At 45.3% G+C, this 26,472-nt stretch carries 27 protein-coding genes and 1 other RNA gene; 20 read left to right on the top strand and 8 right to left on the bottom strand.

Annotation, left to right across the window (positions count from 1 at the left end; translation table 11 throughout):
- The first annotated feature begins 213 nt into the window (after nucleotides 1–213).
- The 4 genes from leuO to ilvN all read left to right on the top strand — a co-directional run bounded on the left by leuO (nucleotide 214) and on the right by ilvN (nucleotide 5,846).
- Nucleotides 214–1,173: a transcriptional regulator LeuO gene (leuO, locus tag B9J87_RS11395; protein ID WP_026027287.1), complete on the top strand. Its 960-nt coding sequence runs from the start codon at nucleotides 214–216 to the stop codon at nucleotides 1,171–1,173.
- Nucleotides 1,174–1,370: 197 nt separating this feature from the next.
- Nucleotides 1,371–3,179, top strand: a complete 1,809-nt coding sequence (locus B9J87_RS11390; RefSeq protein WP_026028312.1) for an AMP-dependent synthetase/ligase — start codon at nucleotides 1,371–1,373, stop codon at nucleotides 3,177–3,179.
- 431 nt (nucleotides 3,180–3,610) lie between these two features.
- A complete protein-coding gene (locus B9J87_RS11385) occupies nucleotides 3,611–5,350 on the top strand; it encodes an acetolactate synthase 3 large subunit (RefSeq protein ID WP_013856017.1) in 1,740 nt (579 codons plus the stop codon).
- Between the two features lies 1 nt (nucleotide 5,351).
- A complete protein-coding gene (gene ilvN / locus B9J87_RS11380; protein WP_010319822.1) occupies nucleotides 5,352–5,846 on the top strand; it encodes an acetolactate synthase small subunit in 495 nt (164 codons plus the stop codon).
- A gap of 82 nt (nucleotides 5,847–5,928) precedes the next feature.
- Here ilvN and serA read toward each other — a convergent pair whose 3' ends face one another.
- The 5 genes from serA to B9J87_RS11355 all read right to left on the bottom strand — a co-directional run bounded on the left by serA (nucleotide 5,929) and on the right by B9J87_RS11355 (nucleotide 9,249).
- Nucleotides 5,929–7,158 (bottom strand): phosphoglycerate dehydrogenase, encoded by a 1,230-nt coding sequence (gene serA, locus B9J87_RS11375; RefSeq protein ID WP_026028313.1) that lies wholly within the window; start codon nucleotides 7,156–7,158, stop codon nucleotides 5,929–5,931.
- Nucleotides 7,159–7,421: 263 nt separating this feature from the next.
- Nucleotides 7,422–8,078: a ribose-5-phosphate isomerase RpiA gene (rpiA, locus tag B9J87_RS11370; RefSeq protein WP_010319820.1), complete on the bottom strand. Its 657-nt coding sequence runs from the start codon at nucleotides 8,076–8,078 to the stop codon at nucleotides 7,422–7,424.
- A 64-nt stretch (nucleotides 8,079–8,142) separates the two neighbouring features.
- Nucleotides 8,143–8,733 (bottom strand): 5-formyltetrahydrofolate cyclo-ligase, encoded by a 591-nt coding sequence (locus tag B9J87_RS11365; protein WP_026027284.1) that lies wholly within the window; start codon nucleotides 8,731–8,733, stop codon nucleotides 8,143–8,145.
- Between the two features lie 2 nt (nucleotides 8,734–8,735).
- Nucleotides 8,736–8,920: non-coding RNA, 6S RNA (gene ssrS / locus B9J87_RS11360), on the bottom strand.
- A 20-nt stretch (nucleotides 8,921–8,940) separates the two neighbouring features.
- Entirely contained in the window at nucleotides 8,941–9,249 is a 309-nt protein-coding gene (locus B9J87_RS11355; RefSeq protein ID WP_010319818.1) for a cell division protein ZapA, read from the bottom strand.
- A gap of 243 nt (nucleotides 9,250–9,492) precedes the next feature.
- Here B9J87_RS11355 and B9J87_RS11350 point away from each other — a divergent pair, with 243 nt between their 5' ends.
- From B9J87_RS11350 to B9J87_RS11340, 3 genes are read left to right on the top strand one after another with little or no spacing between them, the layout of a single operon-like run.
- A complete protein-coding gene (locus tag B9J87_RS11350) occupies nucleotides 9,493–10,068 on the top strand; it encodes a YecA/YgfB family protein (protein ID WP_094150807.1) in 576 nt (191 codons plus the stop codon).
- A 12-nt stretch (nucleotides 10,069–10,080) separates the two neighbouring features.
- Entirely contained in the window at nucleotides 10,081–11,262 is a 1,182-nt protein-coding gene (gene ubiH, locus B9J87_RS11345) for a 2-octaprenyl-6-methoxyphenyl hydroxylase (RefSeq protein WP_094150805.1), read from the top strand.
- Nucleotides 11,263–11,274: 12 nt separating this feature from the next.
- On the top strand, nucleotides 11,275–12,504 hold the full coding sequence (locus tag B9J87_RS11340; protein ID WP_094150804.1) for an FAD-dependent 2-octaprenylphenol hydroxylase: 1,230 nt from the start codon (nucleotides 11,275–11,277) through the stop codon (nucleotides 12,502–12,504).
- 74 nt (nucleotides 12,505–12,578) lie between these two features.
- Here the strand turns inward: B9J87_RS11340 and B9J87_RS11335 are convergent, their stop codons facing one another.
- Both B9J87_RS11335 and ygfZ read right to left on the bottom strand, forming a co-directional pair.
- A complete protein-coding gene (locus tag B9J87_RS11335) occupies nucleotides 12,579–12,785 on the bottom strand; it encodes a DUF1107 domain-containing protein (protein ID WP_010319814.1) in 207 nt (68 codons plus the stop codon).
- Between the two features lie 639 nt (nucleotides 12,786–13,424).
- Entirely contained in the window at nucleotides 13,425–14,396 is a 972-nt protein-coding gene (gene ygfZ, locus B9J87_RS11325; RefSeq protein WP_094150800.1) for a tRNA-modifying protein YgfZ, read from the bottom strand.
- A gap of 147 nt (nucleotides 14,397–14,543) precedes the next feature.
- Between ygfZ and B9J87_RS11320 the strand changes: the two genes are divergently transcribed.
- Both B9J87_RS11320 and B9J87_RS11315 read left to right on the top strand, forming a co-directional pair.
- Entirely contained in the window at nucleotides 14,544–14,804 is a 261-nt protein-coding gene (locus B9J87_RS11320) for an FAD assembly factor SdhE (protein WP_010319812.1), read from the top strand.
- Entirely contained in the window at nucleotides 14,728–15,201 is a 474-nt protein-coding gene (locus B9J87_RS11315; protein WP_308515697.1) for a protein YgfX, read from the top strand. The genes B9J87_RS11320 and B9J87_RS11315 overlap by 77 nt, the downstream gene beginning before the upstream one ends.
- A gap of 54 nt (nucleotides 15,202–15,255) precedes the next feature.
- Here the strand turns inward: B9J87_RS11315 and nadB are convergent, their stop codons facing one another.
- Nucleotides 15,256–16,863, bottom strand: a complete 1,608-nt coding sequence (gene nadB / locus B9J87_RS11310; protein ID WP_017046483.1) for an L-aspartate oxidase — start codon at nucleotides 16,861–16,863, stop codon at nucleotides 15,256–15,258.
- 405 nt (nucleotides 16,864–17,268) lie between these two features.
- Between nadB and rpoE the strand changes: the two genes are divergently transcribed.
- The 11 genes from rpoE to acpS all read left to right on the top strand — a co-directional run bounded on the left by rpoE (nucleotide 17,269) and on the right by acpS (nucleotide 26,415).
- On the top strand, nucleotides 17,269–17,841 hold the full coding sequence (rpoE, locus tag B9J87_RS11305; protein WP_026027282.1) for an RNA polymerase sigma factor RpoE: 573 nt from the start codon (nucleotides 17,269–17,271) through the stop codon (nucleotides 17,839–17,841).
- A 34-nt stretch (nucleotides 17,842–17,875) separates the two neighbouring features.
- Complete coding sequence (locus tag B9J87_RS11300; protein WP_017042689.1) at nucleotides 17,876–18,499, top strand: sigma-E factor negative regulatory protein; 624 nt, start codon at nucleotides 17,876–17,878, stop codon at nucleotides 18,497–18,499.
- On the top strand, nucleotides 18,496–19,476 hold the full coding sequence (gene rseB / locus B9J87_RS11295) for a sigma-E factor regulatory protein RseB (RefSeq protein ID WP_017042688.1): 981 nt from the start codon (nucleotides 18,496–18,498) through the stop codon (nucleotides 19,474–19,476). The genes B9J87_RS11300 and rseB overlap by 4 nt, the downstream gene beginning before the upstream one ends.
- Entirely contained in the window at nucleotides 19,473–19,943 is a 471-nt protein-coding gene (locus tag B9J87_RS11290) for a SoxR reducing system RseC family protein (RefSeq protein WP_017042687.1), read from the top strand. The genes rseB and B9J87_RS11290 overlap by 4 nt, the downstream gene beginning before the upstream one ends.
- Before the next feature lie 112 nt (nucleotides 19,944–20,055).
- The gene (gene lepA, locus B9J87_RS11285; protein WP_026027281.1) at nucleotides 20,056–21,849 is read left to right on the top strand and encodes a translation elongation factor 4; all 1,794 of its coding nucleotides are present in this window, start codon (nucleotides 20,056–20,058) and stop codon (nucleotides 21,847–21,849) included.
- Nucleotides 21,850–21,943: 94 nt separating this feature from the next.
- On the top strand, nucleotides 21,944–22,840 hold the full coding sequence (lepB, locus tag B9J87_RS11280; protein ID WP_013856032.1) for a signal peptidase I: 897 nt from the start codon (nucleotides 21,944–21,946) through the stop codon (nucleotides 22,838–22,840).
- Nucleotides 22,841–22,876: 36 nt separating this feature from the next.
- On the top strand, nucleotides 22,877–23,554 hold the full coding sequence (gene rnc / locus B9J87_RS11275) for a ribonuclease III (protein WP_010319803.1): 678 nt from the start codon (nucleotides 22,877–22,879) through the stop codon (nucleotides 23,552–23,554).
- On the top strand, nucleotides 23,547–24,521 hold the full coding sequence (gene era / locus B9J87_RS11270) for a GTPase Era (protein WP_010319802.1): 975 nt from the start codon (nucleotides 23,547–23,549) through the stop codon (nucleotides 24,519–24,521). Before rnc ends, era begins: the two co-directional genes overlap by 8 nt.
- Nucleotides 24,522–24,568: 47 nt before the next feature.
- Nucleotides 24,569–25,297 (top strand): DNA repair protein RecO, encoded by a 729-nt coding sequence (recO, locus tag B9J87_RS11265; protein ID WP_026027280.1) that lies wholly within the window; start codon nucleotides 24,569–24,571, stop codon nucleotides 25,295–25,297.
- A complete protein-coding gene (pdxJ, locus tag B9J87_RS11260; RefSeq protein ID WP_013856034.1) occupies nucleotides 25,294–26,025 on the top strand; it encodes a pyridoxine 5'-phosphate synthase in 732 nt (243 codons plus the stop codon). Before recO ends, pdxJ begins: the two co-directional genes overlap by 4 nt.
- A 9-nt stretch (nucleotides 26,026–26,034) precedes the next feature.
- A complete protein-coding gene (acpS, locus tag B9J87_RS11255; RefSeq protein WP_064625892.1) occupies nucleotides 26,035–26,415 on the top strand; it encodes a holo-ACP synthase in 381 nt (126 codons plus the stop codon).
- Nucleotides 26,416–26,472 lie beyond the last annotated feature (57 nt).

The following is a 26,472-nucleotide window of genomic DNA, read 5'->3' as shown; positions in this document are numbered from 1 at the left end:
TTATAAAAATACATCGTACTGATAAATAAGGACAATCTTTTTGTTTGGATAAAAAAAACTGATATTTTATCAATCTTGTTGCCAATCGATAAATGCTTAGCAGATAGTAGCCTCCACCCAGTTGTGTCTGGGTAAATATAATAAATGGCAGGTTATCTATTCTAAAAAATTACTTTTACGGTATTGACGATAACAACAAGAGGCGTCCCAAAAATGTTAGATAAAAAAGATGCAATGAGCGCTATTGCTAGTTACCGCATGGAAAGCACATTACGTGGTGTAGATTTAAACCTGCTGACGGTTTTTGATGCAGTAATGCAAGAGCAAAATATTACCCGTGCCGCTCATAATTTGGGTATGTCTCAGCCAGCAGTCAGCAATGCTGTAGCGCGTTTGAAGGTAATGTTTAATGATGAACTATTTATGCGACAAGGGCGAGGTATTCAACCTACTCAACGTGCACGTCAACTGTTCGGTCCGATGCGTCAAGCACTGCAATTAATCCGTAATGAACTGCCAAGTTCGGTGTTTTCTCCTGAAACATCAACACGCTTATTTAAATTAGCGATTTGCAGTCCTTGTGATATGCGTTTCGCGCCGAAAATTATGTCATCAGTTCATGAACAAGCGCCTTTGGTCCAACTTCATCTTGATGCGGAATTTAACCGTTTGTTAGCCGAGCGTATGCGTTACCAAGAGATCGATTTTGTGATTGATTACGCGCGTTTTGATGAACAAGGGTTCTCCAGTACGGAAATTTTCCAAGATGAATTAGTGGTGGTGGCATCTAAGTCTCATCCACGCATCAATGGCTCTGTTAACGCTGATAGCCTAACAGCTGAAAAGCATGCGAAGTTATCTCGCATCCATGGGCAACGTAGTTTTTCTGAGCAAGCATATCGCGAATTAGACTGTGTTCCTTATTATGAAGGGACCAGTTTGAGCAACGTGCTTTATGTGGTCGGACAATCTGAGTTGGTGACGATTGCACCTCGTTGGATGGTTGAGAATGCGGCTAACCGAGATCAGTTACAAATCCTCGATTTCCCATTTGCAAATGGTCAAATCAGTGGTTATCTCAGTTGGCATGAGTCTAGTGAAAAAGACAAAGGCCATATTTGGCTGCGTGATCAGTTAATGATGATTTGCGGCGAAGTTGTTGCATTAAACTAACGTTTACCCGGTAGTTTGTACGGTGATCTAAACTTAGTGATACGCCTCTTTGAGCCTTGAATTGGTTATATCCATTCAGGGCTTTTTTGTCTGTAGAATTAATTGATAACTTTGACATCCGTCAGTTGCCTTTTTTGCTTCTAAATGTACACTTGTGCGCTCAAAAAGCTTACATGTGTAAGCTACAGGTAAAAAAGATGCCCAATTTAAATTTCCATATCGTAAAAAGAATTCGTGAACAGATTGTCAAAGGTGGCGAGTGCATTGCTCTAAAACACAAAATAGAGAAAGAGTGGCATGGGATAAGCTGGAAGCAATTTGGTCAACGTATCGATGCGATGTCACTTGCACTTTTAACGCAAGGTATAAAAATTCAAGATAAAGTCGGGATTTTTTCGAATAACATGCCGCAGTGGACAATAGCTGACTTGGCTACTTTGCAGTTAAGAGCCGTTACGGTACCTATTTATCCAACTAATACGCCAGCGCAGGCCAGTTACATTATTCAAGATGCTGATGTCAAAGTGCTCTTGGTCGGTGAACAGGCACAATACGATGCGGCACTGGATTTTTTTGATGAGTGCGAACAGCTTGAATTAATTGTCGCCATGAGTGATGGCATTGATCTAAAAAGTTTTCAACATGGCATCCATTGGCAGACTTTTATTGAACAAAATACAGATGGCCAGCAAGCGGAATTAGAGTCTCGCCTTGAACAGGCGAATATGGATGATCTGCTGACGCTCATCTATACCTCTGGCACCACAGGTCAACCTAAAGGAGTGATGCTTGATTACCGTAATATTGGCGCTCAGCTTGAAGGGCATGATGAGCGGTTAAACATCTCTAAGGATGATGTGTCACTCTGTTTTTTACCATTGTCACACGTGTTTGAACGGGCGTGGACTTTTTACATTCTTTACAGCGGTGCAACTAACTGTTATTTGCAGGATACGATGCAAGTACGTGATGCATTGAGTGAGCTAAAGCCAACGGTAATGTGTGCCGTTCCTCGCTTCTACGAGAAAATTTTCTCCGCTATTCACGAAAAAGTCTCGAAAGCGCCATTGCATCGAAAAGTGCTATTTACTTGGGCGGTCAATATGGGGGCTAAGATGGCTCTTTGTCACCAAGAAAAGCGCCAACCATCCTTCATGCTGAAAAAGAGTTACGCGTTAGCAGATAAAATCGTGTTGTCTAAATTGCGTGCATTGCTTGGTGGGCGGATTAATTTCATGCCTTGCGGTGGCGCGAAATTAGATGAAACCATCGGCCGATTTTTCCATGCCATTGGCATTAACGTGAAGTTGGGTTATGGCATGACGGAAACCACAGCAACGGTTTCTTGTTGGGATGACCGGTGTTTTAATCCTGATTCAATAGGCATGTCGATGCCAGGAGCTCAGGTCAAAATCGGTGACAACAATGAAATTCTTGTTCGCGGACCAATGGTTATGCGCGGCTACTATAAAATGGCAGAAGAAACGGCGTTAGCATTCGATGAACAAGGTTTTCTCAAAACAGGAGATGCTGGACACATTGATGAGCAAGGTAATGTCTTCATTACTGATCGTATCAAAGAGCTGATGAAAACCTCCGGTGGTAAATACATTGCGCCACAAGTTATTGAGGGAGCGATTGGTAAAGATCACTTTATTGAACAGATTGCGGTGATTGCTGACACACGTAAATTTGTATCGGCTTTAATTGTACCTTGTTATGACAGCTTGGAGGTTTACGCCAAAGAGCTCAACATCAAATATCATGACAGATTAGATCTTATCAAGAACAACCAAGTGGTTGAGATGCTGGAAAAACGAGTCAATGATTTGCAAAAAGAGCTAGCCAAATTTGAGCAGGTGAAAAAGTTTAAATTATTACCTAAGGCTTTTTCAATGGACAAAGGTGAGCTGACGCCGACTCAGAAACTGCGTAGAAAAGTCATTAGTGATCGTTACCAAGATGAAATCGAGGAAATGTACAAAGAAAAGACTAAAGGTGAGTAAGATTATCTTAAGATAGTTTTTTCATTGTTTAAAAATCCTCCACTTGCTTTTCAGATAAAGCGTGGGGGATTTTTTATATTACGACGGAAGTTAAACCTCGCTTCCTCATAACGCTACATTGCTGCATGGTAATATTTTTTGCTTTATTTTTGCTAATTACTCATGGATTGAGCTGTTTTTAATACCAGTTTTACGATAGTTACCTAATAAAATTCCATTTAACCAAACATTTGCCAAAGTGTGCGCTATTTGGCGTTCGACCCGATGATAAGAAAGAGTTACAGTTGTTGCGTTACCTTGTTTTTTGTTATGACAAAAGCAAGACATAGCCGAAAGTGGAAAGTTTTCGAATTAGGCTACAAATAAGCCCTAAACTATGTAAAACCAGGCCCATTGACTGACCATGTGTTGGGTACTGGTAAGGAGAAAAAATGGCAACGCAATCCAATCAACAGATGTTATCTGGCGCAGAGATGGTGGTTCAATCTCTGATCGAAGAAGGTGTAGAGCAAATATTTGGATACCCAGGTGGTTCCGTTCTTGATATTTACGATGCGCTGCACGCAAAAACCGACCAAATTAAACATGTCCTTGTTCGCCACGAGCAAGCGGCCACGCACATGGCAGATGGCTATGCTCGAGCAACCGGAAAAACGGGTGTGGTACTTGTTTGTTCTGGCCCAGGGGCGACGAATACCGTCACAGGGATTGCTACCGCTTACATGGACTCAATTCCAATGATTGTTATTTCAGGCAACGTGCCAAATAACCTCATTGGTAACGATGCGTTTCAAGAATGTGACATCGTTGGGGTTTCTCGTCCGATCGTCAAACACAGTTTTCTTGTAAAAAAAGCTGAAGATATTCCTGAAACCATTAAGAAAGCCTTTTATATTGCCTCAACAGGGCGCCCGGGGCCGGTCGTGATCGATCTGCCTAAAGATGTGATGAATCCTCAGATCAAACTCCCTTACACGTATCCTGAGTCGATCAAACTGCGCTCATACAACCCAACTACTTCTGGTCATAAAGGGCAAATTAAAAAGGCGCTAAAAGCGTTGTTAGAAGCCAAAAAACCCGTATTGTACATTGGTGGTGGCGCTGTTATTTCAGGCGCAGATCAGCACATTTTACAACTGGCTGAAACGCTCAATTTACCCGTAGTCAGCACGTTAATGGGGCTTGGTGCTTTCCCTGGAACTCATAAAAATGCGTTAGGCATGCTTGGAATGCATGGCATGTATGAAGCCAATATGGCGATGCACAATGCGGATTTGATTTTCGGTATTGGCGTGCGTTTTGATGACCGTACGACCAATAATCTAGAAAAGTATTGCCCGAACGCTAAGATCATGCACATTGACATTGATCCTTCGTCGATCTCTAAAAATGTGCCAGTCGATCTGCCGATAGTGGGATCAGCCGAACAAGTACTGGAAACTATGCTGCAATTGCTCTCTGAGCAAGGTGGCTGTAATGATTCGCAGGCGCTTGAACTATGGTGGCAAGATATCCAAAGCTGGCGCGACCGCCAATGCTTAGCTTATGAGAAATCCAGCGAACGCATTAAGCCGCAGCAAGTGATTGAAACTTTGCATAAACTGACTAATGGAGACGCATATGTGGCCTCCGATGTTGGTCAGCACCAAATGTTCGCCGCACTTTATTATCCATTCAATAAGCCTCGTCGTTGGATCAACTCTGGCGGTTTGGGCACCATGGGATTTGGTTTACCCGCTGGAATGGGGGTTAAATTTGCCATGCCAGAAGAAGAGGTAGTGATTGTCACTGGGGATGGCAGTATTCAAATGAATATCCAAGAGCTTTCCACTGCGTTGCAATATGATATTCCAGTGAAAATTATTAACTTAAACAACCGTTTTCTTGGCATGGTAAAACAGTGGCAAGATATTATTTACCAAGGACGTCACTCTAATTCTTATATGAGTTCTGTTCCCGATTTTGCAGCAATTGCAGAAGCTTATGGCCACGTTGGCATCCGTATCTCACAGCCTGATGAACTTGAAGCCGGGCTTAAAAAAGCACTCGATATGAAAGATCGATTGGTTTTTGTTGATATTAATGTGGATGAAACGGAGCACGTCTACCCAATGCAAATTAAAGGCGAAGGGATGGACAAAATGTGGTTAAGCAAAACGGAGAGAACATAATATGAGACACATTATTTCGATATTAATGGAAAACCAATCGGGTGCTTTGTCTCGCGTTGTTGGTCTATTTTCTCAACGTGGTTATAACATTGAATCACTAACGGTTTCGCCAACCGATGATGCAACATTGTCACGCTTAAACATCACCACTAAGACCGATGAAATGCAACTTGAACAAATTCAAAAGCAACTGCATAAGTTGATTGATGTGCTTAAAGTGCAAGAAGTGTCAGAGTGTGAACACATTGAACGTGAGCTGATGATGGTGAAAGTCAAAGCTAGCGGCTTTGCGCGCGCCGAAGTGAAACGTACGGCTGATATTTTCCGTGGGCAGATCGTGGATGTTACTGCGGCGCAATATACTGTACAGCTTGCTGGAACCAGCGAAAAACTCGATGCCTTTATTCAAGCGTTGTCGGAAGTCACTGAAGTAATCGAAGTCGCGCGAAGTGGCGTGGTAGGTATTGCTCGCGGGGAGCGAGCGCTTAAAGCTTAATTTACCGAGCTCCCTATCGAAATAAGGAAGGCCACATTTTATGTGGCCTTTTTGTCGTTTGGTGCTTTTACTAGAGAAGTGCCTAGTGAAGAATACGCGCACGAATGGTGCCGCTGATGCTTTTCAGCTTAGTAAGAGCTTCCGCAGAGCGAGCGGTTTCTACGTCAATCACTACATAACCGATATCCGCTGACGTTTGTAAATATTGAGCGGCGATATTGATCCCTTCTTCGGCGAAGATGGTGTTGATTTGTGTCAGAATACCCGGACGGTTTTCGTGAATATGCAGTAAACGCGAACTATCACGGTGAATTGGCAGTGATACTTCAGGGAAGTTCACGCTTGATAAGGTTGAGCCGTTATCTGAATATTTTGCCAACTTACCGGCTACTTCAATACCGATATTTTCTTGTGCTTCTTGAGTTGAGCCACCAATGTGCGGTGTCAGAATGACATTATCAAAATGCATCAGTGGGGATTCAAAAGGTTCAGAGTTTGTGGCGGGTTCTTCTGGAAATACATCTATTGCCGCGCCAGCTAGATGGTTTGATGCCAATGCATCGCAGAGTGCGGGAATGTCGACTACCGTTCCGCGTGCTGCGTTGATAAAGATAGAGCCAGGCTTCATGCGTGCAAACTCTTCTTTACCCATCATATTTTTAGTATCTGGAGTTTCAGGCACATGCAGAGAAATGACATCACATTTATTCAGTAGCTCGCTCATGGTATGTATTTGCGTTGCATTACCGAGTGAGAGTTTGTTTTCTATGTCATAGAAATAGACTTGCATACCGAGGTTTTCGGCAATGATACCGAGCTGGGTGCCAATGTGGCCATAGCCAATAATACCTAAGCGTTTACCGCGAGCCTCATAAGAGTTATCAGCACTTTTTTTCCAAATACCACGATGCGCCAATGCATTTTTTTCAGGAATCCCACGCAGTAGTAGCAGTGTTTGGCCTAAAACGAGTTCAGCAACACTGCGAGTATTCGAAAATGGTGCATTAAAGACAGGAATCCCGCGTTTTGCGGCTGCATTCAGGTCAACTTGGTTGGTGCCAATGCAGAAGCAGCCGATAGCAACCAACTTCTCTGCCGCGTTGATTACCGCTTCAGTCAAATTAGTGCGCGAACGAATTCCGATGAAGTGAGCATCTTTCACCGCTTCGAGCAGTTGTTCATCACCCAGAGAACCTTTGTGATACTCAATATTGCTGTAACCGGCAGATTGCAGTACTTCAACCGTTGAAGGGTGTAGCCCTTCGAGGAGTAAGATTTTGATTTTGTCTTTTTCGAGTGAAACTTTGGCCATTATTCTCGTCCTTAAAAATGGGAAGGTGGGCAAACACGGCGCACATAAAGCAAAAGGGCTAATGTAAAGAGGAAGATTAACCATTTTGTTGGAAGACAAACGTTTTCCTTGTGCGTCTTCTGACCAATAAAGTAACAAACTTTTTTTGTTTTGGGTAAGAAAATTACGAAATAAGGCATGATTTTCTAGGGCATAGCGAAGAAAAACGGCACCCATGGGTGCCGTTTGTAATGAAATAACGGAAAGTAGCCTTATTTTGTGACTTACTCTTCGATTTTGGCACCATTTTCCGTGCCAGTGATGACGACATCAGCACCTCGGTGAGCGAATAAACCGACGGTTACTACGCCGACAATCCCATTAATTTTATCTTCTAATGCTTTGGCATCAGTAATTTTTAATCCGTGCACATCCAAGATAACGTTACCGTTATCCGTTATTACGCCATGGCGATAGGCTGGATCACCACCAAGTTTAACCAGTTGACGTGCCACATAAGAGCGCGCCATTGGGATCACTTCAACTGGAAGTGGGAATTGACCTAGAACATCGACCGCTTTTGTACCATCAACGATACAAATGAATTTATCCGCAATCGCGGCAACGATTTTTTCTCGAGTGAGCGCAGCGCCGCCGCCTTTGATCATATCGCGCGCAGGGTTGATTTCATCTGCGCCATCAACATAAATATCGAGTTGATCAACATCATTGCAGTCGAACACTTCAATACCTAGGCCTTTTAGCTTCTCTGTTGAGGCGATAGAACTTGAAACCGCACCTTTAATATCATCTTTAATCGAACCCAGTGCATCAATGAAGTGATTCACCGTTGAACCCGTACCCACACCAACGATGCTGCCTTTTTCTACATATTTGAGTGCGGCCCAGCCGGCGGCTTTTTTCATTTCATCTTGAGTCATGCCAATCTCCTGATATCGATTTATAGTGACGGTAATGTTGCGGGGCGATTATAGCCTCAATAATTTATGATTCCCATTGCCAGATTTGGCTTGGAGTCACTATTTGAGGTAAAGGTATATCCCATGCTTCGCTCGGCAGATGAGTCACTTGTTGGCAATCATGAGCTAAACCTATGGGTAGGGCACCTTTACCCGTTTTAAACCAAGCTTCTAACGTACGATCATAATAGCCGCCGCCCATCCCGAGCCTTTGCCCTGTTTGATCAAATGCCACCAATGGTGTGCAGATGATATCTAGCTCATTTACTGGTTTGATCAATGTTTGGTTGAGCTTGGGTTCGGCAATGCCGTATTTATTTCGCGTCATTATGGTTTGAGCATCATAGCGCAAGAACAATAAATTCCCACTCGAGAAGGGGTGTAAAACGGGAAGATAGGTCTGTTTGCCTTGTTGCCATAACCACGCTATGAGTGGTTGTGTTTCAAGCTCACCATCGGTTGCCAAGTAGAGGGCAATGTGCTGACTCGTTAAAACTTCAGGCAGTGTTGAAAAACGAGAGACAAGTTCAATTGAAGCGTGTTTTTGCTGCGTAGGTGATAGCTGTTTACGCCGCTGGCGGATGACTTGACGAAGTGTGTGTCGAGTGTTTTGCATAAGGATACCCCAGAGTGCCGTTGCGGATTTTGGCCCTTGAACCAGCTGGTTCAAGGCGGATCAGCAATGGTAACCGCAGGCTTCTCGGTACGAGCCGAGCTTGCTCAATAGCTACCAAGTACTAACCCTTTGGTGTTGCTTATCGGCTCAGGGACTTAAATCCGGCTGACAAACACTCTAGGGTAAATTTGGTTACGCTGGTAAAGACTACTGCTGTCCTAGCTTCACTTTACTGATGGCATCTTCAAGAGATGCAGCGAGCTGTTCCATGCGCTCGGTTAATTGATTTTGTTGGCCTAGGCTCTCATTGTTTTTGGTTTGCAATTCATAACAAATGTTGAGCGCAGCAATCGTGAGTAGCTTTACCTCATTGGTAACTTTAGTACGCTCTGCCATCTCTTTCAATCGGTTATCAAGATCTTGCGCCGCTTGGATTAAAGACTGCTCTTGTCCCGCAGGGCAATTCACACGAGTCAATTTTCCTAAAATTTCTACGTCTACCGCTTGATTACTCATGATGGATGAACTCTTATCGCGCTGTCTAAGATGGTGCCACTCACATGCCCATCGAGGTGGAAACTATAGGTAAAGCGGCCCTAAGATTCAAGCTTTTCAAAGCGAGCAGTAAAAAATGAGGGACTAAAAACACAGTTATTAGGCAAATTGAGTAAAAGCTACCCACAATTAACGCTTTGAGCATTTTCGCATTGGAAGCTAAGTGGTAGGATCGCGTTTATTTGATTTTATTACGAGCTTCCCATGAGCGAAAAAAAACTACCGGATTATCTTTCTCTTGCCACTGCCCTTAAATCTGCAGCACTTGCGGTTAACCCTGCTGAGTTGCATGGGTTGCTAACGGGCATGCTGGCCGGTGGTCTGGGCTTAAATGATAAGAGCTGGCAGCCACTTATTTTTGATTACACTAACGAAGGTATGGGTTGGCCAGATCGTCCGTTGACATTGGCTGAACAAGTACTCACCTTTACAATCGAAGAGCTCACTGGTAGCGGGATGGAGTTGTCACTACTGTTGCCAGATGAAGAGGCGAGTGCCAGTGTATTTGATTTGGCTGATGGCGTAGCCGACTGGGTAAATCACTTTATTTCTGGGCTTGGCTTGATTGGGGTTGTTTTGAAAAAAGCGTCCGCAGAGACTAAAGAGGCCTTGGCTGATCTAGAAGAAATTGCCAAGCTCGGTATCGATGAAGAGGATGATTTGGATGAGCAAGCTCAACTTTTGGAACACGTTATCGAGCATGTAAAAGCTTGCGTGTTAACAATTCATGCTGAATTTGGTATCAAACCTCTACAAGAAACTCAGCCGACCGTGCATTAAAGAGAGGTTACTGTGAAGCAATTTGATGTGATTATCGCTGGTGGGGCGATGGCTGGTGCGACACTGGCGTTGGCCTTAGATACGCTTTCTCAAGGAAAGCTTGCGATTGCTGTGGTCGAAGCGTATCCGCTGGATGATAAGCTCGCCCATCCCGGCTTTGATTCGCGTTCAATTGCTTTATCCTACGGTAGCGTGCAAATTTTGCAAAATCTCTCCTTGTGGCAGTCGCTGCAAGAGGTCGCCACTCCAATTACACATATTCATGTGTCGGATCGGTCTCATATTGGGATGACCGATATCACTTGTCAGCAACTCGATTTAGAAGCATTAGGTTACGTGGTTGAATTAGCCGATGTTGGGCAGATTTACGCGCAAAAAATGCAGCAGAGCCCGCATATTGAGTTATTTTGCCCAAGCGCGGTTCAGCAAGTGGAACGCAGTATGGATAAGGTCACTGTCACCCTTAACGATCAACGAACGATCCAAGCTAAGTTATTGGTCGCAGCCGATGGGGCGATATCGACCTGCTGCGAGCAAATCGGCCTCATCCAACAAGAGCATGATTTTGAACAGGTCGCGGTTATTGCTAACGTTGTGAGCTCAAAAGCTCATCAAGGACGGGCGTTTGAACGATTTACCGCCGATGGTCCTGTCGCGTTATTACCAATGAGTGATAATCGACTCTCTTTAGTTTGGTGTTTACCTCCCGCGAAAGCCCAGCAAGTTTTTTCACTCAGTGATGAGGGTTTTTTAGCACAGCTTCAAGATGCGTTTGGTTGGCGTTTAGGGCGAATGAATAAAGTGGGCACTCGTGCCTGCTATCCATTACAACTGCGTTATCGAGAGCAGAACATTTCACATCGTTTTGCCATTGTGGGCAATGCCGCTCAGACATTACATCCGATTGCGGGACAAGGTTTTAACTTAGGTATTCGAGATGTGGCAAGCTTGGCGGATGAGCTTATCAAGCAGCAAGCCGATGTTGGCTGCTATCACGGCTTACAGGCTTTTTCCCAACGCCGAGAAGCGGATCGTGATGCCACCATTAAGCTGACATCATCCCTGGTGCATCTCTTTTCCAATGATTGGCTAACCACTCGTATTGGTCGCAATGTAGGCCTCATGATGATGGATAATTTACCGTGGCTGAAAATGCCGCTACTGCGCCGAACGCTTGGCGTAGTGAATAGATAAAAGGGTCTGTATATGATGCAAAGTGTCGATATTGTCATTGTGGGTGGCGGAATGGTTGGCCTTGCACTGGCCGCCGCATTAAAGCATAGCGAACTGCGCATCGCCGTGATTGAGGGTCGAGTACCCAGCCTTGAACTTGCAGAGCTGCCGGATGTGCGAGTCTCCGCCTTAAGCCGTTCCAGTGAAATCATGTTGCGAAACCTTGGTGCATGGCAAGGCATCATTTCTCGTCGCTCTGCGCCTTATTCGGCGATGGAAGTGTGGGAACTCGATAGTTTTGCGCGGATCGAATTTAGTGCCAATCAGATGACTCAGCCGGATCTGGGACACATTGTTGAGAACCGCGTCATTCAATTAGCCTTACTCGAACAAGTACAAAAGCAAGCGAATGTGACACTCTTTATGCCCGCTCAATGCCAATCTCTGGCTGTCGGAGAAAGTGAGGCGTGGCTAACGCTCGATAACGGTCAATCACTCACCGCAAAATTGATAGTAGGAGCCGATGGCGCAAACTCTTGGGTTCGTCAACAGCAAGACATTCCATTAACCCATTGGGATTATGGACACAGTGCGCTGGTGGCAAATGTCCGCACGGTGGAACCACATCAATCGACGGCAAGGCAAGTGTTTACACCACAAGGTCCGCTGGCCTTTTTACCTATGTCTGATCCTCATATGAGCTCAATCGTTTGGTCTACAGAGCCCAACCGAGCGCAGCGCTTGCTCAGCCTGTCTGAGCTCGAATTCAATAAGATACTGACCGCTGAGTTTGATCATCGTTTAGGTTTGTGTGAGGTGGTGGGTGAACGTGCTGCTTTCCCACTTAAAATGCGTTATGCCCGAGATTTTGCTTTACAACGAATCGCACTCGTTGGTGATGCGGCGCACACCATCCATCCGCTAGCCGGGCAAGGTGTTAATTTAGGTTTACTTGATGCTGCAAGCTTAGCTCAAGAACTACTCGCGTTGTGGCATCAAGGTGAAGATATTGGCTTGCTCAAAAATTTGCGAGGTTATGAACGTTGGCGAAAAACAGAAGCCGCCAAAATGATTGCCGCGATGCAAGGTTTCAAAGATCTTTTTGAAGGTGATAACCCGGCGAAGAAACTGATCCGTGGCATTGGCATGCAGTTGGCTGGGCAACTTCCTGGAGCCAAAGATGAGATTATGAAAAGAGCACTGGGTTTAAAAGGTGATTTACCTGATCTTGCCAAGAGTAAAATGGTGCTGCTTGAGCCTTAACAGTGATTAACCTAATGATGGCAAAAGGGCTGGCTTATGGCCAACCCTTTTAAAATTCTTTAATGAAACTCGTATTATGCGTAGGCGCAGCGTAGTCTCATGATTTCCTGATTCACTTCCTTCACCGTCTGAAAGTGGCGCTTGTCTGCGCGCTCTGGCAAGATCAGTTTGCCATTATCGAATTCAAATTTTCCAACCCCGTAAATATAGATTCTTCCTTTAAAAAGCCGACTTACGTGTTTAGCTATCATACCTGGCGTATAGCGCTTAAACAGTCTCATACTTCGATCCTTCTGTTATTCTAACACTGCAAATTATAAATAAATTGCGCCTCTAATAGTGTGATTGCTATAGAGGAATATGCAGTTATTGATGACTCTTTTGGATATTTGTGCTGCCGTAGGCAGAATGTTGGATAAATACCCATGTTTGCGTGATTATCTCCTCAAAATAGTGCTAACAAAAAATGCTCAGTGCACCATTCACTTGGTGCATATTAAGCACGACAAATATTACACTTTAAAGAATAGCTGCTGTTTATGGAAAGTGTTAAATTTTGGTTAAGAATAGCCTAAAAAAAAGCCCGCTTAAATAATAGGCGGGCGAATAGTCACAGATGCATTACACAAAAAGTGGATGTCCTGAAACAATCAGTGGATTCACTTTTTTGCTGGTCAGGGCAACTTCTCGTTTGTCCTGACCAGCATTGTTAAGAGTACGTCAAAATAAACCTGATGACTATTTATGTTTCAATAATGACTAAAAATTCACCTCTAATGTTATGTGATTTAGAGAGCGATCACGCGTCAATGTAATGGATTACATTGTTGCATTCTTTTTCCTGAAATTTATTCGAGATAGGCGAGTGTTAGAAAGCATACGCCTCGTAAAGAGGCGCATGGTCAATATGAGGAAGAAGCTTATTCGTCAGTAAGAGAGTAGGGGAGAGCTTGCATAAACCAACGAGTGTTTGGTTGGCTTGCAAGACGAAACTCAGTTTCTGGCTCGAGATTGTTTGGTAAGACTATTAAACCGATAGCGGTATTATCAGCAAACGTGTAATGAACCATTAATTGCCCAGCACTACGCCAGTTTTCTCCAACTGAGCGTTCGATCATGATTGGTTGATCATTACTTAGCGGTTGCTCAATGTTGCCTTGAAGGATGTACATTGCACGCTTATTAATACCTCGATATTTAGCGCGAGCGACGGTTTCTTGACCTGTATAACACCCTTTATTAAAGCTGATACCATTAAAGGCCTGAAGATTAACGGCTTGCGGTATGTGCTCATTTTGATCCGCTTGACCAAGGATGGGGACTGCTTCTTCGATATCAAAGCGAGTCCACGTTTCCTCGGTGACTTTCAGTGCTTCACTTTGCGTCATGAGCTGTTGCGCGGTTTGCTCTGAAACAAGTAATAGCCAACGTTGGGATGAAATTTTGATGGCGCTACCACCGTCAATCAAACGCACCTCACCTTCATCTGCCGTTAATGTGTTGATATATTGCTCAGCTTGTTCGCCCATAACACCCAGTGCGATGTCTTGGCTCTGGCTGATATTGACCTTAGAAAAAATAGCGTATTTTTTCAGCTCTCTTAATTCAGCCTCTATCGCTGATAAAGGCTGGAACATCGCATAACCATCGTGATGATGGAACAGGCGAAAGACGGACCATACTTTGCCTTTCGCATCACAATGGGCGCCTAAGGTTGACTGTGTTGGTTCAAGAGTGACGACATTACAGGTCACTTGGCCTTGCAAATAGGCTTTTTTATCATTGCCTGAAATGATGATAGTGCCCCAGGATGCAAGATGAGTCAGCATCAGTGGTGGAAGTGAGTCATTGGCGGTTACTGCGAGAGGTGTCAATGTGTTTTGCCAGTCCATAGTCGTTACCTAAAGAGAATCTTGAGCCCCATGTTAATCCGGAAATTTTTTTTTGTCAGCTTGAACAGGGACTGTGACTCATCTACTAGTTGTATCTTCATCCAGTTGATACACTCAACGCAAATAAACATAAGGTGAGGAAAACCGATGTACACCACTGAAGAAAAAGCAAGAATCAAGTGGGCATGCCGTCGTGGAATGTTAGAGCTCGATGTGGTTGTGATGCCGTTCTTTGAAGAGTGCTTTGATTCTCTGAATGAAAATGAGCAACGAGATTTCGTTTCCCTACTTGAGTCTGACGACCCTGATCTATTTACTTGGATTATGGGGCATGGTCGTAGCGAAAATCTTGGGCATGCGGCCATGGTGGATAAAATTGTTGCCCACAACCTCAGCAAAGTGCGTTAATTTCGTATTATTTCCTTCCCATTTTGCCCGCATTACTAACTTCATTTTTTTGATGATAGCCGTGTGGGCATTATTGATATCGCCGATTCCACTTGTAACGCTCCCCTTATTTTACGCACCTCTTATCACGGCGCAAAAGAGTACCTCACTATTAGTCCCTAGCTTAATCGGCCAATTCAAGCTCACGAGTCACGGTGAGTGGCAATGTGCCGACCAGAATCTGTCCATTGAAAAGGTTTCTACACAGTTTGCGTTTATGGTGTTGATCATTTATGCACAACAAGGTAAGCGCTATCTAGTGTGGCGTGACAGTTGTGTGGAAGCGGATTATCGCCGTTTATTGGTGCAGCTTCGGCAGGTTACCCATAACCAATCACCAACAATAAAGGAGCGATAAACGCTCCTTTATTCATTCGGTCAACTTAACGCTAACAGATGATCGTTGGCGAGGTTACTCGTCTGGCGTTAAGATCGTTGGACCACTATTTTCGGCTAACTCTGGATAATCGAGCGTGTAGTGCAAACCGCGGCTCTCTTTGCGTTGCATAGCACAACGCACCATCAACTCTGCCACTTGCAGTAAGTTACGCAGCTCAAGCAGGTTATTTGAAACGCGGAAATGACTATAGTATTCGTGGGTTTCTTGTTGCAGTAATTGAATGCGGCGTAGTGCTCGCTCTAAGCGCTTATCTGTGCGGACAATCCCCATGTAATCCCACATAAATAGGCGCAGTTCATGCCAGTTATGTTGGATGACGACCTCTTCATCAGAGTTATTGACCTTACTTTCATCCCAACCGGGTAAGCTTGGTGGGAGCTGAGCCGTTGGTAATCCTTTTAAAATATCCTTTGCCGCTGACCAAGCATAAACGACGCATTCTAATAGAGAGTTCGACGCCATTCGGTTGGCACCGTGTAAACCGGTGTAGCTAACTTCGCCGATCGCATACAGGTTATGCAGATCCGTTTTACCTTGTTTATTGACAATAACGCCACCACAAGTGTAGTGCGCCGCAGGAACAATCGGAATCGGCTCTTTGGTCATATCAATGCCCAAATCCATCAAGCGTGTATAAATGGTTGGGAAATGTTTTTCAATAAAATCGGCTGGTTTGTGGCTGATGTCCAGATACATACAATCAGCACCTAAACGCTTCATCTCATAGTCGATGGCGCGAGCCACGATATCACGAGGAGCCAGTTCGGCACGTTCATCAAAATCGAGCATGAATCGTGAACCGTCTGGGCGTCTTAAAAAAGCGCCTTCGCCACGTAGTGCTTCTGTCAGTAGGAAATTACGTGCTTCAGGGTGGAAAAGACAAGTTGGATGGAATTGATTGAACTCAAGGTTCGCCACTCGGCATCCTGCACGCCACGCCATTGCGATACCATCACCTGAGGAAACATCAGGGTTAGAGGTATATTGATACACTTTTGAGGCGCCGCCCGTGGCTAAAACGACAAACTTAGCGCGGATCGTTTCAACGTGTTCCTCATTGCGGTTCCAAATATAAGCGCCAACCACTCTTTTTTTATCACCACCGATTTTATCTTCGGTGATTAAATCCAGTGCATTGTGACGTTCAAGGATAGTAATGTTGGGGTGATTATGAACATTGTCTTGCAAGGAGGTTTGCATTGCCATGCCAGTGGCGTCAGCCGCGTGCAAGATGCGGCGATGACTATGGCCGCCTTCACGAGTTAAGTGATAGCGAGGTGCTTCATCACTGTCATTCTCTTCTCTGTCAAAAGGAACGCCGCCATCAATGAGCCACTGAACACACTCTTTAGCATGCTCGGCGATGAAACGGACAGTATCCTCTTCACAGATCCCTGCGCCCGCAATTTGAGTGTCTTCGACGTGTGACTCAATACTGTCTGATTCGTCAAAAACAGCGGCAATACCTCCCTGAGCGTAATAAGTGGCACCTTCACTGCGTGGTCCCTTACTCAGTACAATGACTTTACTGTGTTTTGCTACGCGTAGTGCGAGCGATAAACCCGCTGCGCCACTGCCTACGACTAATACATCGCATAGATGTTCACGGTTTGCGTTCATAAAACTTTTAAATTCCCGAACTAGAGTAGAGTTGTCCAACTCTCATTTTAAATATGCATTGCATCTATCTATACTCTTGAAGTGATTCAGCCGCAAGGTTTATCCACCAACGGTATCGCTATGGCTTCAAGCCAATAGCAGTAGAGAAAGATTTGATGCAATACTTTGTAAATGCCATTGTCTTTCGTCTTATCGACCCTCACTATATTGGAGATCCCCTATAGTGAAATTAGATCACATTTATTGAATAATGCTTGGCAAATATTTTTAGACAGAATGGAACTTTCTATTCTCCCTTGAGTCACAATAGTGCTCATGTAAGCGGTGGTGTCAATACTACATTTTGCATAATGAATGCCCATATCTGAGAAGGTAAGGGGAATAACAATAGGAGTACAGGCTCGAATGAACGAGCAGCTGACCGATCAAGTATTGATTGAGCGAGTTCAGAGTGGAGATAAGCAAGCATTTAACCTTTTGGTTTTAAGGTACCAAAATAAAGTCTGCAACCTTATTTCTCGGTATGTGAGCAATTCCGGAGATGTAGCCGATGTCGCACAAGAAGCGTTCATCAAAGCGTATCGGGCTATCCCAAGTTTTCGCGGAGAGAGTGCCTTTTACACTTGGCTATACCGTATTGCTGTTAATACCGCTAAGAATCACATTGTAGCCCAAAGTCGTAGACCGCCCGCTAGCGATGTTGATGCTGAAGATGCTGAATATTACGAAAGTGGCAACGCATTAAAAGAAATATCGAACCCTGAGAACATTACGTTGTCGAAAGAATTGCAGCGGGTCGTTTTTGGTGCGATAGAAGCGTTGCCTGAAGATTTGAAAACTGCGATGACCTTGCGTGAACTGGATGGTTTAAGTTACGAGGAAATAGCAGAAGTCATGGATTGTCCTGTAGGAACGGTGCGTTCTCGCATCTTCCGTGCTCGTGAAGCGGTAGAAAAGAAGATTAAACCTCTTTTATAGCGCTCAAACTGGTAACGAAAATGGTGAATAAATAATGGCTGACAAAGAAAAACTTTCAGCACTCATGGATGGGGAAATGGTCGATAAAGCGCTCATTCAAGAATTAGAGCTCGACCAAGAAAGTTTGCAAACGTGGAAAAATTACCATTTGGTTGGTGATGTGATGCGTGGAGATGCCCCAGTCCGAGCTGAGTGGGATATTGCACAGAGCGTTGCGTTAGCATTGGATGACGAACCCGCACACAGTCGTTTACAATCTGCTTCGGTTATTGATTTTCGTGATGCAAGCCGTGAGTCTCAGCCGACGCCAGCTCAAGCTCGTCGGCAGTTACCGGCTTGGCTTTCCCAATTTGGCCAGGTTGCGGTTGCTGCGTGTGTGTCGTTTGTGGTGATTTTAGGTGTTCAACAATACGGTGGCCGTGATTCAGGAGTGAATCAAAACGACCAGTTACCCGTACTGCAAACCATTCCGTTGGCTGGCAGCGCAGAGCCTGTGAGCTTAACGCGTGATTCAGTAGAGCGCCAAACCAGCGAAAGCCGCGTGCAAGAACAACGTCGCCGCGTAAACGCATTATTGCAAGACTACGAGCTGCAACTTCGCCTGAACAGTGAAAGTGCAAGCCCACATAACGATGTACTTGAATCGGTAGTTGAATGAATAAATTCCTGATCAGTGCACTGGCGCTGTTCAGTTTGAACTCTACATTAGCCTTTGCAGAAGACCAACCTGCAGAGGCTTTGTTGCTTCAAATGAACGAGGCCAGTCAGCATTTAAATTATGAGCTGTCTTACATTCTGATTAAGAAAAACAGCATCGATCCACTGCTGTATCGTCATGCAAGTCAAGGCGATCAGCAATTTGCGCATCTCGTTTATCTCAGCGGCCCGATCCGTGAAGTGATTCGCCGTGGCAATGAAGTGAGTTACATTGAACCTGGGGTAGAACCGTTCACCATTGAGTCAAGCACTATGGTTGCGCCGACGATTCCGATGCTAACCAGCAATGTCACCGAATTAGGCCGTTACTACGATTTCGTCAAAGTTGGCCGTGCACGTGAAGCGGGCACGGCTTGCCAAGTGGTGCGAGTGGTGCCGAAAGATGGCTTACGCTATTCCTATATTTTGTGGGTAGATGAAACCAGTAACTTGCCATTGCGAGCTGATTTAGTCGATCGCGACGGCGAGGTGCTTGAGCAATATCGCACGATTTCTTACGCCATTAGCGACAAATTAGCGCAGGCGATGCAAGGGCTAAATGACGTTGAGTTACCCGAGGTATTGACGTTACCGAAAGGCAACCTTACCGAAAGTTTTTGGCAAGTGAGTTGGAAACCTGAAGGCTTTGAACCCAAAGAGCTTAACCGTTATCGTATGGCGATTACTGAGCGTTTGGTCGAGAGCCAGATGTTCAGTGATGGGCTATTTAGTTTTTCTGTTTATATTTCCGATAGTGACAACCATTCGCTGAAAGGCCAACTGGTTCGCCAAGGCCGCCGTACCTTGCATAGTGTGGTGAAAGGAAACAATGAAATCTCAGTGGTCGGTGATATTCCACCAGCAACGGCGCAGCGCATTGCTCAATCGGTGACGTTTGTCCAGCCTGCGGCGCCCTCAACAGAGGCAACCAAACCATGATGACGGCGTTAGCAACAGTCACCGCTGTTCAACCTGATGCTAAAGGGTTTCACGTTGAACTCAGTTGTCAGCAGCAGACAAGTTGCAGCAGTTGTTCGTCCTCCAAAAGCTGTGGCACAGGGATCGTATCGAAAGCGATTGGTAACAAAGCGCTGTTATGGCAACTCGATACGAAAAAACCAGTGAAGCAAGGCCAGACGGTTGAAATCGGTTTCCCCGAAAAAAGCTTGCTTCAATCGGCAGCCTTAGTGTATTTGGTGCCGCTTTTTATGATGATGTTCGGCGCTTGGCTGGGTGAGAGCCTCTTGGCCCCTTGGCTCGGTTTAGGTGAGGGCATCGTGATCATCATGGCCGCTGTTTTTATCGCGCTGGGGATCGGAATTGCCAAACGTTGTTCTGTGGTTCTTGAAAAACGATCGCAGCAAGAGGTGGTTTTGGTCCGAGTCCTTGGTGAACCTATCGCCTAATTTATGATGCGAACCCTACCGAAATTGGGTAGAATCGGCCAACTTTATGGAAACGCCGCTTGATGTGGCTTTCTTATGTCCCTTTTTTCAAGAGTTTAGTCATCCCAAATCTATGAAGCACATTCGTAACTTTTCGATTATCGCCCACATCGACCATGGTAAGTCGACCCTATCTGACCGTTTGATCCAAGTTTGTGGTGGATTAAGTGATCGTGAAATGGAATCTCAAGTTCTAGACTCTATGGACCTTGAGCGTGAGCGTGGCATCACCATCAAAGCACAGAGTGTGACGCTCGATTACAAAGCAAACGATGGCGAGACATACCAGCTCAACTTTATCGATACTCCTGGACACGTTGACTTTTCTTATGAAGTTTCCCGTTCTTTAGCCGCCTGTGAAGGTGCTCTATTGGTGGTGGATGCTGGTCAAGGCGTTGAAGCGCAAACATTGGCTAACTGTTATACCGCCATTGAAATGGACCTTGAAGTTGTCCCAATCCTAAATAAGATTGATTTGCCAGCCGCAGAGCCTGAACGCGTAGCGGAAGAAATTGAAGATATCGTCGGTATCGATGCTATTGACGCAGTGCGCTGCTCTGCGAAAACAGGCCTTGGCGTGGATGAAGTGCTAGAAAAAATCGTTTCTGGTATTCCGGCTCCTGAGGGCGATCCTGCTGCGCCGCTGCAAGCGTTAATCATCGATTCTTGGTTTGATAACTACTTAGGTGTTGTCTCTTTAGTGCGAGTGAAAAATGGTGCGCTGAAGAAAAATGACAAGATTAAAGTGATGAGCACAGGCCAAACTTGGGGTATTGACCGTTTAGGTATTTTTACGCCAAAACAAGTCGACAAAACCATGTTGAACACTGGTGAAGTGGGCTGGGTGGTTTGTGGTATTAAAGACATTCTCGGCGCTCCTGTAGGTGATACTCTGACCAGCGCGAAAGATCCGTGTGAAAAAGCATTGCCAGGCTTTAAAAAAGTGAAACCGCAGGTGTATGCGGGGCTTTTCCCTGTCTCTTCTGATGATTACGAAAACTTTCGTGATGCGTTAGGTAAACTGAGCCTAAACGATGCCTCGTTATTCTATGAGCCAGAAAGTTCGGCCGCCCTTGGTTTTGGTTTCCGTTGTGGTTTCTTGGGTATGCTCCACATGGAGATTATTCAAGAGCGTTTAGAGCGCGAATACGATCTTGACCTTATCACCACTGCGCCAACGGTAGTCTATGAAGTGAAGAAGACCGATGGCACGATGCTTTATGTTGATAGCCCGGCTAAATTGCCTGCGGTGAACGACATTGAAGAGATTCGTGAACCGATTGCGCGTTGTAACATTTTGACCCCTTCTGAATATTTGGGTAACGTCATTATGTTGTGCGTTGAAAAGCGTGGCGTGCAGGTTGATATGGTCTATCACGGTAACCAAGTAGCCTTGACTTATGATGTGCCGATGGCCGAAGTGGTGCTTGATTTCTTTGACCGCTTGAAGTCAACTTCTCGTGGTTATGCATCACTTGATTATGGTTTCCAACGCTTTGAAGCTTCAAGCATGGTCCGTGTGGATATCTTGCTGAATGGTGACAAAGTGGATGCGTTAGCCATCATCACTCACAAAGACAATTCGCAAACGCGCGGTCGTCAAGTGGTTGAGAAAATGAAAGAGTTTATCCCTCGCCAAATGTTTGATATCGCGATTCAAGCGGCGATCGGTAACCACATTATTGCTCGTTCAACCGTGAAGCAGCTGCGTAAAAACGTACTGGCGAAATGTTACGGTGGTGATATTAGCCGTAAGAAAAAACTGCTTAAGAAGCAGAAAGAAGGTAAGAAGCGCATGAAGCAAATTGGTAATGTTGAGTTGCCACAAGAAGCCTTCCTTGCCATTTTGCACGTAGGTAAAGATTAAGCATTGCTTTGGCTTTCTTATGCATGCAGCAGTCACCATTTAAGTGAAAGAGTTTCGGCTCTTTCACTTTCGTATTTTTAGATAAGGGAACTCCATGGCGAATACATTTTCACTCATCTTGGTGATCGTCACATTAGTGACTGGCATAGTTTGGGTGCTGGAGAAGCTGGTGTGGGCGAAAAAACGTCAACAGAAGATGGCCGCTATTGAAGCGCAAACCAACGGCTTGGATGACAAACTCAGCGCCAAAATTTCCGCGCAACCTTGGTGGATTGAAAACAGTGTTTCCATCTTCCCTGTGATTGCTTTTGTGCTGGTGCTACGCTCTTTTGTGTACGAACCTTTTCAGATTCCATCTGGCTCAATGATGCCAACGTTGCTGGTGGGCGATTTCATCTTAGTTGAGAAATACGCTTACGGTTTGAAAGACCCAGTATGGCGTACTCAACTGGTCGAAACTGGTAAACCAGAGCGTGGTGATGTCGTGGTCTTTAAATACCCGCCGCAACCAAGCATTGACTACATCAAGCGCGTGGTCGGCATGCCGGGCGACACAGTTCGTTATAGCAGCAACAAAGAGATTTGTATTCAAGCTCAAGGTTCAACAGAATGTAAACAGGTCAAACTGTCCAATGTTGAAGAGAGTGAGTTCAACCAAAATGGCATCCCTTTAATTCAAGTGAATGAAAAGTTAGGTCAGGTTGAACACCAGATTTTGATCAATCCATTGCGTCGTGATCGTGTTGATGCTTATCAGCCACGCCATGGCGTTAATGAATGGGTTGTTCCTCAAGGTCAGTATTTTGTGATGGGTGATAACCGTGACAACAGTGCTGATAGCCGTTACTGGGGCTTTGTTCCAGAAGCAAACTTAGTCGGTAAAGCTGTCGGTATTTGGATAAGTTTTGAATTTGAACGTGGTGCCGATAGCGTTTTACCTTCGTGGATCCCAACTGGTGTGCGTTTTAACCGCATTGGTGGCATTAACTAGGCTAGCTTTGGCTAGCCATCACTACATCGAGAGAGCATGAATTCTCCAATTAGTAAATTAGAAACTAAACTCGGTTATTCATTTAATGATCCCGAGTTTATTTCCTTAGCACTGACACATCGCAGTGCAAATGGTAAGCACAATGAACGTCTTGAGTTTCTGGGCGATTCAATTTTAAGTTTTGTCATCGCTGATGAGCTGTACCACCGTTTCCCTAAAATTAACGAAGGGGATATGAGTCGTATGCGCGCTACGCTTGTGCGTGGTCACACATTGGCTGAACTGGGCAGAGAATTTTGCCTAGGAGATTACTTAAAATTAGGTCCAGGTGAGTTGAAAAGTGGTGGTTTCCGCCGTGATTCAATCCTTGCTGATGCCGTAGAAGCCATCATTGGTGCGATTTATTTAGACAGCGATACCGAAGTAGTACGACGTATTATTTTGAGCTGGTATCAAGAGCGCCTTGACGCCATTGAGCCGGGCGTATCGCAAAAAGACCCAAAAACTCGCCTACAAGAGTTTCTGCAAGGTAGAAGAAAGCAACTGCCTATCTACACAGTGACTAATATTAAAGGTGAAGCACACAACCAAGAATTTACGGTATCGTGTGATGTAGCAGGAATGGGAACGCCTGTAATTGGTAAAGGCACCAGTCGTCGTAAAGCTGAACAATCGGCGGCTGAAATTGCACTAGAGCAACTGACAAATGGCTGATAACGAATTTGATTTGGATGCGTACTTCGCATCAAACACCAACAGCAATGAAGCAACTCCGGAAAGTGGTGAGCAGCACTGTGGTTTTATCGCCATTGTGGGTCGCCCCAATGTCGGGAAATCAACCCTGCTGAATAACTTACTGGGACAAAAGATATCCATCACATCGCGCAAGCCTCAAACCACTCGTCACCGCATTATGGGTGTCGATACAGAGGGGCCGTACCAAGCGATTTACGTTGATACTCCGGGGTTACACATCGAAGAAAAACGTGCGATTAACCGCTTGATGAACCGTGCGGCAAGTAGTTCACTCAGTGATGTTAACTTAGTGCTGTTTTTAGTCGATGGCACTCAGTGGACCGCCGATGATGAAATGGTGCTCAACAAACTACGTAATGCTAACTTCCCTGTAGTGTTGTGTGTCAATAAAGTCGATAACGTGAAAGATCGTAACGATGTAATGATGCATATGCTAGAGCTATCGAAGAAGATGGAATTTGTTGATGTCGTGCCGATTGCGGCAAAACATGGCAAAAACGTCGATGTATTGCGCAAACATGTGCGTGAGCATTTACCTCAAGCCACGCATCACTTCCCTGAAGAGTATGTGACTGATCGCTCACAGCGTTTCATGGCTTCCGAGATTGTGCGTGAAAAACTGATGCGCTTTACTGGTGAAGAGCTGCCGTATTCAGTAACCGTTGAAATTGAACGTTTTGACTATAACCCTGAAACCGATGGTTTTCATATTAACGCGTTGATCCTCGTTGAACGCAGCGGTCAGAAAAAAATGGTGATCGGCAAAGGTGGTGAAAAAATCAAAACCATCGGCCGTGAAGCGCGTTTAGATATGGAAGAGCTGTTTGGTCGCAAGGTTTACCTAGAAACTTGGGTGAAAGTGAAATCCGGGTGGGCAGATGATGAACGTGCCCTTCGTAGCCTTGGTTATATTGACGATCTATAACCTCTATTCGAGGTGGGTGAGAACATCGCTCACCTTTGAGTGCTGATATGTCAGACGGTTTACAGCGCTGTTTTGTCCTTCATCGACGTCCTTATAGCGAGTCGAGCCTAATCCTTGATGTGTTTAGCGAGGAGTATGGCCGCGTCACCTTAATGTCCAAAGGCGCACGCAGTAAACGATCGAACTTAAAAGGTGCACTGCAACCTTTTACCCCCTTATTGCTCAAATGGTCAGGCAACGGTTCAATGAAAACCTTACGCCAAGCTGAACCGATTAGCCTTGGCTTACCACTCAGTGGTATTCATCTCTATTCTGCCATGTACGTCAATGAGCTGATTGGCCGCGTGCTTGCGCAAGAAGTGCCTTGCCCAGGTCTGTTCCATGATTATCTGCATGCACTCACCGAGTTAGCTCAGTGTGAAAATCCAGAACCAGCACTGCGCCGTTTTGAACTCGCGTTGCTAGCTTCAATGGGTTATGGCGTTGATTTCTTGCATTGCGCCGGAACGGGAGAAGCCATCGATCCTCGCATGACTTATCGCTATCGTGAGCAAAAAGGTTTTATCGCTTCTGTCAGGCGCGATAACCTCACGTTTATGGGCGATGAGTTGATTGCCATTAGTGAGCGGCGCTTTGTCAGTAAAGAGCAGCTTCAAGCGGCAAAACGCTTTACACGCATAGCGTTAAAGCCGTATCTTGGCGGCAAACCTTTAAAAAGCAGGGAGCTTTTCCTGCCCATGTCTAGTTTTTCCAGAGTACGGAGTATAGGAAAATGAGCGCAATTTACTTAGGCGTTAATATCGATCACATCGCCACGTTACGAAATGCCCGCGGTACCAAATACCCAGATCCCGTGCATGCTGCTGAAATGGCAGAGCGTGCCGGAGCCGATGGCATTACCATTCACCTACGTGAAGACCGACGCCATATCAAGGATCGCGATGTGCGTATTTTACGCGAGACGTTGCAAACTCGAATGAACCTCGAGATGGCCGTTACCGACGAAATGATTGATATTGCTCTGCAAACCCAACCTGAATTTGTGTGTTTAGTGCCTGAAAAGCGTGAAGAACTAACGACGGAAGGTGGGCTGGACGTATTAGGACAGCTTGACAAAGTGAAAGCGGCAACCGAAAAACTGACCGCTGCAGGCATCAAAGTCTCTCTATTTATTGATGCTGATCGTGAGCAGATTAACGCAGCTAAAACTTGCGGTGCACCGTTTATTGAATTGCATACTGGTCATTACGCCGATGCAACAACCGAAGCGGATCAGCAAGATGAGTTAAAGAAAATTGCGGCGGCTGCGAGTTATGCAAGTGATTTGGGCATTACGGTGAACGCTGGTCACGGTTTGACTTACCACAACGTAGCTGCCATTGCTGCACTGCCTGAAATTTACGAACTCAACATTGGGCACTCGATTATCGGGCGTGCTGTATTTGATGGTTTGGAGAAGTCGGTCGCCGATATGAAAGCCATCATGCAAGCGGCTCGCAAATAAGGTCTACCGATGGCGATTATCGGCTTAGGGACTGATATTGCGGAAATTGAACGCATAGAAAAAGCATTGTCACGCAGTGGCGATGCTTTTGCCGAGCGGGTGCTAACCCAAGATGAATTGGCGGTGTTCCATTCGCTCAAAAAAAAAGGGCGCTATTTAGCGAAACGTTTTGCCGCTAAAGAAGCGGCATCTAAAGCGCTTGGTACGGGTATTGCGCATGGTGTTAGCTTTCAGGATTTTACCGTCACCAACGACGCCAACGGAAAACCCGTGCTAACACTATCAGGTAAGGCTAAGCAGTTGGCTGCCACAGCCAGTGTGAATCACATTCACCTAACCATTTCTGATGAGCGTCATTATGCGGTGGCGACGGTGATTTTAGAGTCTTAATCTGTCAATCTTCTCTGCTTGCTGACGAGCAAATACTGCTGAGCGGCAAGCCCCTTT

The organism is Vibrio sp. V19_P1S1T109 (assembly GCF_002241375.1).
Taxonomy (GTDB): Bacteria; Pseudomonadota; Gammaproteobacteria; order Enterobacterales; family Vibrionaceae; genus Vibrio; species Vibrio anguillarum.
This window is presented reverse-complemented; position numbering and strand designations above follow the sequence as displayed.

Bases quoted from the DNA above. Each gene is read 5' to 3' on its own strand.
- B9J87_RS11335 (WP_010319814.1), bottom strand. From the start codon at position 12,785: ATGAGACTGTTTAAGCGCTATACGCCAGGTATGATAGCTAAACACGTA.
- leuO (WP_026027287.1), top strand. From the start codon at position 214: ATGTTAGATAAAAAAGATGCAATGAGCGCTATTGCTAGTTACCGCATG.
- rnc (WP_010319803.1), top strand. From the start codon at position 22,877: ATGAATTCTCCAATTAGTAAATTAGAAACTAAACTCGGTTATTCATTT.
- B9J87_RS11340 (WP_094150804.1), top strand. From the start codon at position 11,275: ATGATGCAAAGTGTCGATATTGTCATTGTGGGTGGCGGAATGGTTGGC.
- B9J87_RS11315 (WP_308515697.1), top strand. From the start codon at position 14,728: ATGGTCGTAGCGAAAATCTTGGGCATGCGGCCATGGTGGATAAAATTG.
- B9J87_RS11385 (WP_013856017.1), top strand. From the start codon at position 3,611: ATGGCAACGCAATCCAATCAACAGATGTTATCTGGCGCAGAGATGGTG.
- rseB (WP_017042688.1), top strand. From the start codon at position 18,496: ATGAATAAATTCCTGATCAGTGCACTGGCGCTGTTCAGTTTGAACTCT.
- era (WP_010319802.1), top strand. From the start codon at position 23,547: ATGGCTGATAACGAATTTGATTTGGATGCGTACTTCGCATCAAACACC.
- B9J87_RS11320 (WP_010319812.1), top strand. From the start codon at position 14,544: ATGTACACCACTGAAGAAAAAGCAAGAATCAAGTGGGCATGCCGTCGT.
- B9J87_RS11300 (WP_017042689.1), top strand. From the start codon at position 17,876: ATGGCTGACAAAGAAAAACTTTCAGCACTCATGGATGGGGAAATGGTC.
- rpiA (WP_010319820.1), bottom strand. From the start codon at position 8,078: ATGACTCAAGATGAAATGAAAAAAGCCGCCGGCTGGGCCGCACTCAAA.
- recO (WP_026027280.1), top strand. From the start codon at position 24,569: ATGTCAGACGGTTTACAGCGCTGTTTTGTCCTTCATCGACGTCCTTAT.
- ilvN (WP_010319822.1), top strand. From the start codon at position 5,352: ATGAGACACATTATTTCGATATTAATGGAAAACCAATCGGGTGCTTTG.
- lepA (WP_026027281.1), top strand. From the start codon at position 20,056: ATGAAGCACATTCGTAACTTTTCGATTATCGCCCACATCGACCATGGT.
- nadB (WP_017046483.1), bottom strand. From the start codon at position 16,863: ATGAACGCAAACCGTGAACATCTATGCGATGTATTAGTCGTAGGCAGT.
- rpoE (WP_026027282.1), top strand. From the start codon at position 17,269: ATGAACGAGCAGCTGACCGATCAAGTATTGATTGAGCGAGTTCAGAGT.
- acpS (WP_064625892.1), top strand. From the start codon at position 26,035: ATGGCGATTATCGGCTTAGGGACTGATATTGCGGAAATTGAACGCATA.
- B9J87_RS11355 (WP_010319818.1), bottom strand. From the start codon at position 9,249: ATGAGTAATCAAGCGGTAGACGTAGAAATTTTAGGAAAATTGACTCGT.
- B9J87_RS11365 (WP_026027284.1), bottom strand. From the start codon at position 8,733: ATGCAAAACACTCGACACACACTTCGTCAAGTCATCCGCCAGCGGCGT.
- B9J87_RS11290 (WP_017042687.1), top strand. From the start codon at position 19,473: ATGATGACGGCGTTAGCAACAGTCACCGCTGTTCAACCTGATGCTAAA.
- serA (WP_026028313.1), bottom strand. From the start codon at position 7,158: ATGGCCAAAGTTTCACTCGAAAAAGACAAAATCAAAATCTTACTCCTC.
- pdxJ (WP_013856034.1), top strand. From the start codon at position 25,294: ATGAGCGCAATTTACTTAGGCGTTAATATCGATCACATCGCCACGTTA.
- B9J87_RS11350 (WP_094150807.1), top strand. From the start codon at position 9,493: ATGAGCGAAAAAAAACTACCGGATTATCTTTCTCTTGCCACTGCCCTT.
- B9J87_RS11390 (WP_026028312.1), top strand. From the start codon at position 1,371: ATGCCCAATTTAAATTTCCATATCGTAAAAAGAATTCGTGAACAGATT.
- lepB (WP_013856032.1), top strand. From the start codon at position 21,944: ATGGCGAATACATTTTCACTCATCTTGGTGATCGTCACATTAGTGACT.
- ygfZ (WP_094150800.1), bottom strand. From the start codon at position 14,396: ATGGACTGGCAAAACACATTGACACCTCTCGCAGTAACCGCCAATGAC.